Annotated in this window: 11 protein-coding genes; 7 read left to right on the top strand and 4 right to left on the bottom strand. The window is 56.5% G+C overall.

Annotated elements, in window-relative coordinates:
* Positions 1-95 precede the first annotated feature (95 nt).
* The 4 genes from tssJ to tssM are packed head-to-tail and all read left to right on the top strand — an operon-like array spanning position 96 to position 6,319.
* The gene (tssJ, locus tag KBY02_RS08170) at positions 96-605 is read left to right on the top strand and encodes a type VI secretion system lipoprotein TssJ (protein WP_024638850.1); all 510 of its coding nucleotides are present in this window, start codon (positions 96-98) and stop codon (positions 603-605) included.
* Positions 602-1,933, top strand: a complete 1,332-nt coding sequence (tssK, locus tag KBY02_RS08165) for a type VI secretion system baseplate subunit TssK (RefSeq protein WP_116799949.1) — start codon at positions 602-604, stop codon at positions 1,931-1,933. The genes tssJ and tssK overlap by 4 nt, the downstream gene beginning before the upstream one ends.
* Before the next feature lie 14 nt (positions 1,934-1,947).
* Positions 1,948-2,802: a type IVB secretion system protein IcmH/DotU gene (icmH, locus tag KBY02_RS08160; protein WP_104723605.1), complete on the top strand. Its 855-nt coding sequence runs from the start codon at positions 1,948-1,950 to the stop codon at positions 2,800-2,802.
* Positions 2,803-2,815: 13 nt separating this feature from the next.
* On the top strand, positions 2,816-6,319 hold the full coding sequence (gene tssM, locus KBY02_RS08155) for a type VI secretion system membrane subunit TssM (RefSeq protein ID WP_116894119.1): 3,504 nt from the start codon (positions 2,816-2,818) through the stop codon (positions 6,317-6,319).
* Positions 6,320-6,786: 467 nt separating this feature from the next.
* On the opposite strand, the gene KBY02_RS08150 is transcribed toward tssM, so the two are convergent.
* From KBY02_RS08150 to KBY02_RS08140, 3 genes are all read right to left on the bottom strand, one after another.
* Positions 6,787-7,245 carry a metallophosphoesterase family protein gene (locus tag KBY02_RS08150; RefSeq protein ID WP_103753744.1) on the bottom strand — a complete coding sequence of 153 codons (459 nt, stop codon included), beginning with the start codon at positions 7,243-7,245 and terminating at the stop codon, positions 6,787-6,789.
* A 78-nt stretch (positions 7,246-7,323) separates the two neighbouring features.
* A complete protein-coding gene (locus KBY02_RS08145) occupies positions 7,324-7,905 on the bottom strand; it encodes an ATP phosphoribosyltransferase regulatory subunit (protein ID WP_011267614.1) in 582 nt (193 codons plus the stop codon).
* A 289-nt stretch (positions 7,906-8,194) separates the two neighbouring features.
* On the bottom strand, positions 8,195-8,698 hold the full coding sequence (locus KBY02_RS08140) for a GNAT family N-acetyltransferase (RefSeq protein WP_024651495.1): 504 nt from the start codon (positions 8,696-8,698) through the stop codon (positions 8,195-8,197).
* Positions 8,699-8,837: 139 nt separating this feature from the next.
* Between KBY02_RS08140 and KBY02_RS08135 the strand changes: the two genes are divergently transcribed.
* The 3 genes from KBY02_RS08135 to KBY02_RS08125 all read left to right on the top strand — a co-directional run bounded on the left by KBY02_RS08135 (position 8,838) and on the right by KBY02_RS08125 (position 11,291).
* Positions 8,838-10,064, top strand: coding sequence for a YegJ family protein (locus KBY02_RS08135; protein WP_011267616.1), 1,227 nt, complete (start codon positions 8,838-8,840; stop codon positions 10,062-10,064).
* A gap of 82 nt (positions 10,065-10,146) precedes the next feature.
* Entirely contained in the window at positions 10,147-10,986 is an 840-nt protein-coding gene (locus KBY02_RS08130; protein ID WP_024659616.1) for a TauD/TfdA dioxygenase family protein, read from the top strand.
* A 92-nt stretch (positions 10,987-11,078) separates the two neighbouring features.
* Positions 11,079-11,291, top strand: a complete 213-nt coding sequence (locus KBY02_RS08125; protein ID WP_003405632.1) for a hypothetical protein — start codon at positions 11,079-11,081, stop codon at positions 11,289-11,291.
* 64 nt (positions 11,292-11,355) lie between these two features.
* Here KBY02_RS08125 and KBY02_RS08120 read toward each other — a convergent pair whose 3' ends face one another.
* Positions 11,356-11,862: a GAF domain-containing protein gene (locus KBY02_RS08120; RefSeq protein ID WP_011267618.1), complete on the bottom strand. Its 507-nt coding sequence runs from the start codon at positions 11,860-11,862 to the stop codon at positions 11,356-11,358.
* Positions 11,863-12,043 lie beyond the last annotated feature (181 nt).

The raw sequence follows: 12,043 nt of genomic DNA, 5'->3' as shown, positions 1-12,043 counted from the left end.
CCACTGAATGCGTTGCGGCAGGACTCGACTCCTGAAAAAGAGATGTCGGCGTCGCGTGCTTTTTCGATTGCTGCCCTGCGTCAGGATTTCCAGAAATGATCTCGGTGAGCTCTTGTGTTACCCGAGTCTTCCAAAAGGTACTGATAGTACTTTTGGTTTTGATCTCAGGTTGCTCTGCACTGTCGCCGTACTCAACGCAGACACGTCTGGATATCAGACTGAGCGCGAATGATCGACTGAATCCCGATGTGAATGGCAGACCGTCTCCGGTTGTTTTCAAGCTGCTTGAACTTCGGCGTCCCGTGACGTTTGAGAGCATGGATTTTCTCTCGCTTTATAAACGCACCGGGCAGGCGTTGGGAAATGATCTGGTGGCCAGCGAAGAGTTTGAACTTCGTCCTGGCGACAGTATTGAGTTGAAGCTGAAGCTCGACCACAGCAGTCGTTATATCGCTGTGCTAGCGGCTTATCGCAACCTGTCCGAGGCTCGCTGGCGTCAGGTGATTCAAATACTCCCCAACCAACAGAACAGCGCTGTTTTTGTATTGGGGGATTCCGGCCTGCAACGGGCAGACAGCCCAACTCGCACAGGAAATTCACTATGAATTCGCACAAGGTTATCTGGCAGGAAGGCATGCTGCTTCGCCCGCAGCACTTTCAGCATCACGATCGTTACTATGACGATCAATTGCGGATTCGGACTCAGTTGGCAGGCGCCTACAACTGGGGCTTTACAGCTCTGGAAATTGATCCGCAATTTCTGGGTTCGGGGCAGATCGTGATTGCCCAGGCCTCGGGCATCCTGCCGGACGGCAGTGTCTTCGATATACGCGGCCATGAGAGTCCTTTGGCGCTGGATATTCCTCCCAATACTTCAAACGTGTCGGTGTACCTGGCACTGCCGATCGTGGCGGGCAATTGCATTGAGTCTCGCAGTCATGAACAGCCGGATGTGGTCGCACGGTTTACAAGCTATTCAGCGAGCATCCGCGATTCAAACGCCGGTGAAGACCGTTCCACACCAGTGCTGTGCGCCCGTCCGGAGTTTCGGTTGTTAATGGGGGAGCCCCAGGGAGAGCACACCTACAGCATGCTCAAGGTCTGCCACATTCTGATCTGCAGCCCTGATAAGGCGCTGTCGCTGGACCTCGAATTTTCACCTGCCTTTATGAGCGCCAGCGGTTCCCGCTATGTGATGTCGTGCCTGAGGGAAGTGGCAGGCCTGCTGCATCATCGTGGGGACGTAATTGCCGAGCGTATCGGTGCTCGCGGTCAGGCGAGCAGTGCAGAGGCAAGCGATTTGATGATGTTGCAACTGGTCAACCGCAATGCTTTGGTTTTCCAGCATTATCTCAATATTCGAAGCGTCCACCCTGAAGAGTTATACCGTGCACTGCTGTCGCTGTTGGGCGAGTTATCGACATTTGGCGATGAAAGCAGACGTCCTCGATTGGAGGTTACTTACCAGCACAGTGACCAAGGCAGCACATTCAGAGGCGTAATGTCCGAGATTCGACAGATGCTGTCGATGGTTCTCGAACAGCAGGCTCAGGAACTGGAGTTGCAGCCCCGGCAGTATGGAGTTCTGGTTTCGCCTCGGGTGGATCGTGAGCTATTGGGGGATGCCTCGTTCATTATTGCTGCCCGTGCAGATTGCGATGCCGAAGAACTGCGTCTGCGACTGCCTTCACATCTTAAAGTCGGCTCGGTGGAACGTATTCGAGAGCTGGTGAGCCTGCATTTGCCGGGTTTACGTATCAGACCTCTGCCTGTCGCGCCTCGGCAAATACCTTTTCATGCTGCCAAAAGCTATTTCATTCTCGATGTCGATGACCGGGAACACGCCGGGATCGATCAGTCAGGAGGATTCGCTTTCCATGTATCAGGTGAATTTCCCGGCCTCGAACTGCAGTTCTGGGCGATCAGAAATTGAACAGGGTGGCGGATATGCAAAGCGGTCTCGAAGATCATGCTGCCTTCGACCGGGACACTAGCGGGTCGGGGAACGGTTATCTCACCGACACCCACAATACGACTCTTTTCGAAGGTCTGCAGGAGCAGTTGCTCTACAGCACTCGGCGAGTATCTGAAAGAAAGGTCGGTAGCCACATTAACCCACTGGTTGCTGCAGCAAGCGAATTGCTGGCTCAGGTGGCGAAGCTGGGTACAGCAAAAGACGTTGGGGATATCCATCTTCTGAATGTACAGCTTTCCGATCAGGTGAAACTGTTCGAAGCCAGGGCAAGGCGAAACGCGATAGCGAACGATGAACTGCTGGCCGCGCGCTATGTGCTGTGTACGGTAGTGGATGAAGCTGTGCTGAACACGGTTTGGGGTAGCCAGAGTGACTGGTCGAAGATCAGTCTGCTAAGCCGCTTTCACAAGGAAACCTTCGGCGGCGAAAAATTCTTTCAACTGCTTGAAAAGCTCTCCGCAAACGCTTTCAGGCATCTCTCGATGCTTGAGTTGATGTACCTGTGCCTGGCACTCGGTTTTGAGGGGAAGTACCGCTCCCATCGTCGCAATGGCAACGAGCTGGAAGATATCCGGCATAACCTCTATCTACAGATAAAACACGTAAGAGGCGATGTTTCGCGAACGCTTTCGCCTCACTGGCAGGGCGCACGCTCCGGCGCAGCCGACCGGCTGCGCATTATGCCTGCCTGGCTGATTGTGTTGTTCACCGCTATAAGCCTGACCGCGCTGTATTGCGGATTTGCCTGGGTACTCGGCGAGCAGCGTGAGGCCGTACTCAGGCCTTATCAGTCTGCGGATGCGGTAGTCATCGAGCGGCGGTCTTGAAATGAGAGATGCAGTGAAAAACTTGTTTAAAAAACTCATGACGCTATTGGGCAGCAGCTGGTTCTGGTCGCTGTTATTGGTACTGACGCTGGCCGCCTGTATCTGGATATTTGGCCCATTGTTGGCGATGGCCGATAACAGGTTCTGGGAGAGTCCCGTTGTGCGTCTGGCAACTATCAGTGCGTTGTTGCTGATTTGGGGGCTCGGGGTTGTATTTTCCAACTGGCGCAGCGGCTGGCAGAAAAGGAAGACGGAGGAAAGCGCGGCAGGCCAGGAGCATCTGCGTAAAACTGTTGCGGTGGAAAAAGAGCGCCTGGAACTCGTGGGCCGGTTCAAGGATGCCTTGCGCGTGCTCAAGGATTCGGACCTGTATGGCGTATTGAGCGCTCGGGGCCGAAATGAACTGCCGTGGTATGCAGTGATCGGACCCCAAGGTAGCGGCAAGACCAGTCTGCTGGATTTTTCCGGGCTCGATTTTCCCTTGGACAGGCGAGGGCGCAAGCTGACGCACGATATGCGCAGCACCAGCAGTTGTGGCTGGTATTTCACTGAGCAGGCAGTCCTGCTGGACACATCCGGGCGCTATCTCGAGCAGCCCGTGCCTGAGGTCGACGGCAGTGCTTGGACCACGTTATTGGAGTTGTTACGAGGCCGCCACCGCACGCATCCACTCAGCGGGGTGCTGGTCACATTGCCGGTCGACACTCTGCTTGATGAGCACGACAAGCGCCTGGAGAAAATCGCTGAAGACGTGCGTGCTCGCCTGGACGACGTATTTCATCAGTTGCATGTCGATGTGCCGGTTTATCTGGTACTGACCAAGAGCGACTTGATCGCAGGCTTCGACGCCTTTTTCGATCAACTCTCCCGCGAAGAAAGTGAGCAGGTCCTCGGCACTACGTTTCAGCAAGGCGAGCGAGGTAGCGATGTCGATGTTATCGGTAAGGCGTTCGATACGTTGCTGCAACGCCTTGGCAGTCAGGTGATCACCCGCATTCATCAGGAGCGGGATAGCCGACGCCGAGGGGAAATGCTTGAGTTTCCCAACCAGCTTGGAGGCATCGCGTATCGACTGAGCGTCTTTGTAGAATTGGCATTTTCCGGAAATCGCTATCAGCGGGCCAGTCAGTTGCGTGGATTTTACCTGACCCGAGCGCCGCAATTTTTGCAGAATGATCAGCCATCCGATGGGCAAAGCGATACTGGATCACTGACCCGCTACAGCGGAAAAGCGCGGTTCATTCATGATTTGTTACGACATGTGATTTTCCCTGAGGCCGATCTCGCGATTCTCGATAAAACAGCACGCCGAAAGATTCAGTGGCGTCAGCGGGGTATGTGTTGCGCGGCGTTGTTGCTCCTGTCTGTGTTCGGTGTGCTGTGGGCGACCGGTTTCAGTGCCAATCATGACCGGCTGGAAAGACTGCGTGTTCTGGGCGAGCAGTGGGCGCAACAACGATCATCACTTAGCGCCGAGGACGATCTGCTGACGGTTCTTGATAGCTTGAACACGCTTTATCTGGCAGCCCAAGTATTTCCGGATGGCGATGAGGTCCTTCTGTATGAACGAAGTGGCCTCTACCAGGGCGAACCTGCCAACGATGTTCTGATGCGCACCTATCATGCGGAGCTGCAGAGGCAGTTGCTGCCACGCGTGGCCCACATGATCGAGGCGCGCATAATGGCCAACCTGGGGGATCGCGAGCAGTTGCTGGATAGCCTGCGTGCCTACCTGATGCTGGTCAAGGACGAGCACCGGGAACCCTCTGCGCTGAAGGCGTGGGTAGCGACCGACTGGTCAGTTCGTTATGTCGGTCATGCGCAGGCTCAGAACCAGCTGACTCAGCATTTCGAGCGTCTGCTTGCTCAGTCCTTTGCCTACCCTGTAAACGACGCGCTAGTGGCACAGGCTCGACAGGTTCTGCGCAACGAGTCCTTTGCCAGCGTCGTTTATCGAGTGTTGCGCGAAAGGGCAAGTACACTCCCGGACTACAGTCTGGCCCACCACGTCGGCTCTCAGGCAGGTTTACTGGCGGGTACTGACTACCGAATTCCCGGGCTCTATACCCGCCATGGTTATGAGCAATATTTCGTCACTCGTGGCACGGGTTTGGTGACCGAACTCATGCATGGCAATTGGGTTCTGGGTGAGGGCGCGCTGCTCAATGCCCAACAATTGCGGGCCCTGATGGTCGAGCTGGAAAAGCTGTATTTCCGGGATTATGCGGATCATTGGGCCGAGGCCATCGGACGGGTTTCGCTGCAACCCTTCGAGGGGCCTGGTGCGGCCGCAGTGCAGATGGCCGGACTGACGGCAGCCCATTCGCCGTTGTTGCAATTACTGATCGAAGTACGTGACAACACGCTTTTCCCGGTCCTCGCAGACAGTATTGACGCTATGAAGGCTGACGCTGACAAAGCAGTATCGAGACCTTCGGCCCTCACTCAGGTGGCCGCGATCGGCGAGACAATGCAGCAGGCGGTTACTGCCAGTCTGCCCGGGACGGCAAAGAAAGCATTGCAGCGCCGTTTTGATCCCTTGCATCGGTTACTGGATGGCGATAATGGTCCCACTCCCGAACTGATTGCCGCACTTAACGCGATCAATGAATTGCAGATGCAAATGGCTGCCTTGGGACGCTCCGGTCAGCCCGACCTTGCCGCCTACGAGATGGCAAAGGGACGAATGTCCGGACAGCGGGATGCACTGAGCAACCTGCGCAACGCGGCGACCGGTCTGGCGCAGCCTCTGGGCGGGTTGCTCAATACGCTTGCGGAGGATACCTGGAGCTTCGTGTTGTATCAGTCTCATCGGTACCTTAACCAGCGCTACAAGGCCGAGCTTTACAGTTTCTATGAGCAATCGCTCGACAAGCGCTATCCGTTTCATGCACACAGCAGCAGTGATGTGGCGCTTAATGATTTTCGTGAGTTCTTCGGCTCGCAGGGGATAGCCGAACGCTTCTTTGATAGCTACCTGAGGCCATTCGTCAGTGGCGATCCGGGGCGATACAAACTGCGCAGCATTGACGGCTACAGCCTGCCCATGAGCCGTGCGTATCTGGATCAGATGGCAGGTGTGCATCGAATCCGCAAAAGTTTCTTTGCCCATCGCGCGCAAGAACTGCAGGTGCAGTTTACCCTTGAACCCTACACGCTCGACCCAAGTGTTCGCCGCGCCGAGTTCCGGCTCGGCGAGCAGTCACTGGAGTATCGGCATGGTCCTATCGTACCGACCTTGTTCAAATGGCCTGCTGACGCTGAAGAGGGGCGTACGAGTCTGGTGATGGAAGGGATGGTTGGCAGGCCACTGGGGATTGAAAAGAACACCGGTCCCTGGTCGCTGTTTCGCCTTCTGGATCTGATGCAGACCGAGCCTCTGAAAGGACGCGACGTTCTGCTGCTCAAGGCCGACGTGGGCGGGATGCGCGCCAACTATCTTTTGTCGAGCCAGCGGGCACCCAATCCATTTGATATGGGTGCGTTGCGCGATTTTCGTATGCCTGCGCAGCTTTGATGCCAGGAATGGACTGGAACGCTGATTAATAGAAATGACCTTGTATAAGTCGCAGGATCTCTATAGGTCCTGTGTTGCATCGGTACTTGGAGCGCTTATCGTTACGGGGATGAGTCTCGAGCAGAGGCTTGACTATCGTGCCAATGCTCCGCGTTGGCATGCATCGGGTGACGCTCTGCGTCACAAATCTTCAGGCTTGCGCAGTATCAAGCGCAAAGGAGTCTCAGGCTCTGGCGCTGCCTGTATCTCGGGCCGAATCGAGTAATGCGCCATGGCTGCAAGGTGACGCAGAGCGTCACGAAATGCATTACCACGCGGAGCGTGGGAACGAGAATCATCGGGGTGTCAGCCCTGTATTTCGGACTCTTCAAGGCTTGTGTGTAACGATGAGCGCGGAGCGTGGGGACGATATTATTGCTCGAAACTCCGTTTTCTTGCTGAAGAAATACTCAGCGTTAGCCCCGTTGTCAGTCAACCAACTGCACCAGGCTCGGCTCAATCGCATCTGAATTCATTTCAAGTATTGCCAGCGTCACCGGCAGTTTGAAACGCCGCCGTCCGGCGCTGCCCGGATTCAGATACAGCGTGTCGCCGCGCCAATCGATGAGAGGTTTGTGCGAGTGGCCGGTCACGACCAGTTTCACGCGGTCATCCACTAGCGCTGGAACGTCCGCGATGTCGTGGACCAGCAGGACCTCCCAGCCCTCGATGTCGAAGCGCAGGTGATCGGCTATGGGGGTTGCCCAGTCTGCTTCCATATCATTGTTGCCGCGCACGATGTGCAGCGGGGCAATGGCGGTCAGTTGCTCGACGATGTCCTGGCTGCCGATGTCTCCGGCATGGATGATCTGTGCGCAGCCCTGTAGCGCAGCGATGGCTTCAGGACGGAGCAGTCCGTGGGTGTCGGAAATCACACCAACTTTCATACGGGGGCCTCGGGTCGGGGGCAGGGTAGAAGCGCAGTGTAACGCGTTGCGCTTCTACGGCCAGTTACAGGATGGGCGCTATTGGCCGCACCCAAGCGCCAATACCAGCCGCTCCAGTCCGATGCCAAACCCGGCACCCTCCCGATAGGCGCCGCCGCCGACCACTTGTTGCTGCGCACCCAGGCGCGAACATCGCACCTCGAAGCCGTTGCCTTCCAGGTAGTAGCTCAGGCCCCGTTTCACCGCGGTATTGAGTTCATAGTCCAGGCCCAGCGAATCCAGAAAACCGGTGCAGATGGCCTGGCTGCGCAGCAACGCCTGCTGCGGTGAAGGGCTGAGGATTTCCAGCCCCAGCTGGGTGAATTCGCGGTAGCGTCCGGCTTGCGGGCGCTCGTAGCGATAACAGCGTGCGACGTAGAAAAACATTGCGTCACGTCGCCCCTCAAGCAGCGCTTCACTGCGCTCCTGAAACAGCGCCGTGGCTTCGGGTATCAGGCAACAGGCGCGTCCGGCCTTGTCCTCGAAGGCCCACATCTGGCCGATGATTTCGCTGCCGCCGGCTTTTTCGATAAAGGTGTCCTGGCCCCATAAGGCCGGCACTATCGCTTCCTCAGCCCCGGCTTCGATGAAGATAGCTCCGGAAACGGTTTTCTGTGTCACGCAGGGTTGCGGCTTCTGTTCCGGTCACGATGCGGGTTCCGCGTAGCATGGTCATGGGTGATGATCTCCAGTTTTTTCAGGCAATAAAAAAGGCGCCATGGGCGCCTTGGTCGGTTTCACTGATGGGTCAGAATGTGGATCTGTGTCTGGCCAATCGATGAGCACAAGCAACCGCAGCACCTTGAAGCGGGCTGTGGTGGTGATGTCGGTTGCTTCGGGGAAATTGATTCATGGCTGATCCTTGCATGCTTTAACGCAGCGCTCAAATAGCGGTGTTGAAGGACACGGTTTATCTGAGCCGCGCCATGCTGAAGGCATCAACGAACAGGCCATCGCGCACCGCGTAGTTGCGCAGCCGGCCCTCTGTTTCGAAACCGAATTTTCGATACAGACCCTGGGCAGCTTCGTTGTCGACATACACGGTCAATTCCACTCGGCGCAGGTTCATCCAGTTGTCTGCGATGTCCAGTGCTGTTGCCAGCAACTTCGAGCCGACGCCCTTGCTCTGCCAGGCCGATGCGACGCCCATACCGATAGCGCCGACATGGCTTTGCCGACTGCGCGAATACTGCTCCAGGCCAATGCTGCCAATCACCTCGTTGCCATGGAGAGCCACCAGTTTCACGTGTCGCTCGGTACTGGCAGCCAGGCGTTTGCGCCAGACTTCGATGGACTGATAAGGCATCTGCAACACCTGACGGCACACCGCAGGCTCGTTATAGAGTGCTGTGACACCTTCGAGGTGAATGTCGGCCATGCGCTGGATGAGGATTTGCGGGGCAGGGGCGTGCACGTTGATTCTTTCCTTGAATTGCATATCAGGCGTTCGTTCGAGGTACTTTGGCAGCGGATTATCCTGGCCGCAAGCAGGTAATATCGAGATTGGCGCCACAGTGACTCAAGAAGTAATGTATTTGAAACAGCCGAATTGAATGAGGGCCAGCGACACCGCCATTCTGTTCGCACTCATCAAACAAGGAATGACCCTGCCAATGACGGAGCAAAAAATTTACGGTGTTGAAGGCGAGAGCGAGGACTTTCGTGTCGCGGTTGCCAGTGCGCAGCGCACCTTCAGATTCTTCTGGCGCGAGATGTCCTGGGAGCGTCGCCGAATTGTGAAAGCGCTGGACCTGGCTGCGGTAAAGGTGTCCTTCACGACTGACTCAGCCGATCCCGACAGCCCGTCGGTTGAGAACATGTGGGTCACGGATGTCGATTTCGACGGCCTGACCCTCTCGGGCATTCTCATGAATGAGCCTGTATGGGTGAGTTCGATAAATGCCGGGGACCCTGTGTCGGTTTTCCTGGACCGCTTGAATGACTGGGTCTATGTATTTGGCGGTCGCGCATTCGGCGGTTTCACTATCGATGCCCTGCGGTCCGGCATGTCTGCGGCCGAGCGCGTCGAGCATGACCAGGCGTGGGGGTTGGACTTTGGTGAGGCGGGGACCGTTATGCTTGTTCCGCCAGCAGAGGGCAAGTCACCGGTCTGCTTCTCTCGCGCACTGGACAGTGCATCGGATAAACGTGCCTTGAACAAGCTGGAGCGGCTTGAGCATCCGATGGGACTCAACGCACAGGGTGCCGTGGAAGAGGGCCTTCGTGATGACCCGGGTCTGGCCACTGACTACGACGACTCGGGCTGGCAGATGATCCATCGCGAAACCCTCGCCGGTAATTGCAATTTCGTCGCCACGCTTCTGTACATGGGGGCAGATTCTGCGGCGACCAACAGCAACGGCCATGACGTACTGACGCTTGCTCGCATCGCAGGATGGCCGAGAACCATCGAGCTCTTGGAGGGGGATCGGTCGAACCTTGAAAAGCACGTACAGCGTCGTGGCTTTCCAGCCTGGCCCATTGGGCTGGTGATGGCGGTCATCGGGGTGGTCGGCCTTTATTTTGCTGCCTTGAGTCAGTCGACAGGTTCTCTGATTGTCAGAAACGATAGCCTTTTAAGCACTGGGCTTTTCATTGCCCTTGTCTGGTTCCTGGGGCAGGGTCTGATTCTCTGTACGGGCCCCTGGTATTTTCGACTCCGGGAGCGCACGCCGATATGGGGCAAGGCCAGAGCGCTGGATTTGCTGGCAATGCTTATCGGAGTATTGCTCGCTTTCTTCCTGCACGATCACTTGGGTAATTACCTGCATTCCCTTTAAAACGTCCCGCGGCAAAACAGGGCTATTGCTTCCATTTCTTCATAAGTGTACCGTTGTGTTCACTTATGAGGAGGGTCGCACCATGTTAGCCACTTCGCTCGTTCAGCTGTCGCAGGAACCCATAAAGCCAGGTATTGGCTCGCGTATTTTCAACGGCAAGCAGGAACTGCTGTCGGGTCGATTCGCTGGGGAGATCCGGGAACTGCTGGAGCAGCGAGGGGTGCTGGTGTTCCCGCAGATTCATTTTTCCGACGCAGAGCAGATTGCCTTTACTCGCACCCTGGGTACGTTCTGCCCTGAACCCGGCGATGGGCAGAACATCACCCGGATCAGCCTGGATGTGAGAGAGAATCCGGCAGGTGCGGAGTTTCTCAAAGGTTCGCTCTACTGGCACATCGACGGTACGAGCAGCGATTCACCCATTCTGGCGTCGTTGTTGTCCTGCAAGGTGCGCGCCAGTTGGGGAGGCAACACGGGTTTCTGTAACACTTACGCGGCGTACGAGGGGTTATCGAGCGCTGACCAACAGCATTACGACGGTCTGCGCGTCATTCATGCCCCATGGGCATCGTTACTCTATTACAATCCGGAGCCTGGCCTTGCAATGCTTGAGGCCATGCAGGCGATCGGCGAGAAGGAGTTGCCGCTGGTCTGGAAGCACCGATCCGGTCGCAAGTCGCTGATTCTGGGCTGCACCGCGCAGCAGGTCGTTGGCCTCAGCCTGGCGCAAAGTGCGCGGATTCTGGTCGGCCTTCGCGAGTGGGCCACGTCCGAGGCGTTCAGTTACAGCCATGCGTGGCAGGTCGGTGATCTGGTGATCTGGGACAACACCGGCACCATGCATCGGGCGCAAGCCTATGACCCCGAGTGCGGGCGGATGATGCATCGTACCAAGTTGCAGGGCGAAGAGCCCTTCGCCTGATGCGCCGACTGCGAGAGCCGGTTGACGCCCAGGCTTTTATACTGAATGGCTCATTGTGAGCCGGATCGTTTTGCCGGATTGGAGAAACGAGAATGTGCAGACCCAAAGAACCCATTGCGGGTATTTTTCTATTGTTGGTTCTGGCCGCTGGCGGTTGGTTGGCTCAGGAGCCATTTCCTCATTTCGGGATTGATCTGCCTGCAGAAGCCTTGCTGGACGGCGATCACCCGGTCACACCTGTACCGTCCCGACATCGCCTGCAACTCGACGAAGGCCAGTTCAGCAGCGACTTGCTCGAGTCTTAGCCGCTGCATGCGCTGGCAGAGCAGCCCGTGAGTCGACAGCGTTGCTTCAGGACGCAGCCCCGGATCAGCTGCCTTCGTTGATGTTGGCGAAGAAAATGCACCCGATCAATCGGGCGAACAGGGTCAGGGTTTCCGCCAGATCGGGGTCGTCGAACAGTGTCGTTCTTGAGTCCAGAGCGCATAACGCACCATACAGCTGTCCGTCGGGAAGGTAGATCGGCACGCCAGCATAGCTTTCGATGGCGTAGCGCTTCACAACTGGCAGGTTCGCATACCGGCCGTTCGTGCTGATCTGCGGCACGAACAGTGCCTGGGGATTGGTACAAAACTCGTTACAGAGCGTGGTCTCGAGTTCGAACACATCGCCGTCGTCGATACCCAGGTCAGTGGGGTCATAGACAGAACAGGCGATCCAGTCTGCGTCGGTAAATTTGGCGATACCAGCGAAGCGCATGCCTGTCAGGCGAGTGACAAGGCGCAGCACATTGGTCGTGGCCTCGATCTCGGCAATCGCAGCGCGCTCCTCGATGGTCAACAAGCTGCTTTTTGAGGCGATCAATTCCAGACTCATGTACTTCTCCAGAATACCCAAGTGTGGGTAACGGCCCATGCTAACTGACTGCAATGAAAATGCCATCGGGGTTGGTCGCGCCTGCGAGGATTTATTTTCAAGCGAAATATTGACGCCAGTTTTAAAGTTTGAAGCCTCGCTGCCGACATTTGTGGATTGTATGGCTAGCTGGCAAGGACAG

Source organism: Pseudomonas sp. P129, from assembly GCF_020312195.1.
Lineage (GTDB): Bacteria > Pseudomonadota > Gammaproteobacteria > Pseudomonadales > Pseudomonadaceae > Aquipseudomonas > Aquipseudomonas fragariae.
Note: the sequence above shows the minus strand (reverse complement) of the source record. Positions and strands in the feature narration are given on the sequence as shown.

Excerpts from the sequence above, each read along its gene's own strand:
- KBY02_RS08125 (WP_003405632.1), top strand. The coding sequence starts at position 11,079 with ATGTGCAGACCCAAAGAACCCATTGCGGGTATTTTTCTATTGTTGGTT.
- tssJ (WP_024638850.1), top strand. The coding sequence starts at position 96 with ATGATCTCGGTGAGCTCTTGTGTTACCCGAGTCTTCCAAAAGGTACTG.
- KBY02_RS08130 (WP_024659616.1), top strand. The coding sequence starts at position 10,147 with ATGTTAGCCACTTCGCTCGTTCAGCTGTCGCAGGAACCCATAAAGCCA.
- icmH (WP_104723605.1), top strand. The coding sequence starts at position 1,948 with ATGCAAAGCGGTCTCGAAGATCATGCTGCCTTCGACCGGGACACTAGC.
- KBY02_RS08150 (WP_103753744.1), bottom strand. The coding sequence starts at position 7,245 with ATGAAAGTTGGTGTGATTTCCGACACCCACGGACTGCTCCGTCCTGAA.
- KBY02_RS08135 (WP_011267616.1), top strand. The coding sequence starts at position 8,838 with ATGAGGGCCAGCGACACCGCCATTCTGTTCGCACTCATCAAACAAGGA.
- KBY02_RS08120 (WP_011267618.1), bottom strand. The coding sequence starts at position 11,862 with ATGAGTCTGGAATTGATCGCCTCAAAAAGCAGCTTGTTGACCATCGAG.
- tssK (WP_116799949.1), top strand. The coding sequence starts at position 602 with ATGAATTCGCACAAGGTTATCTGGCAGGAAGGCATGCTGCTTCGCCCG.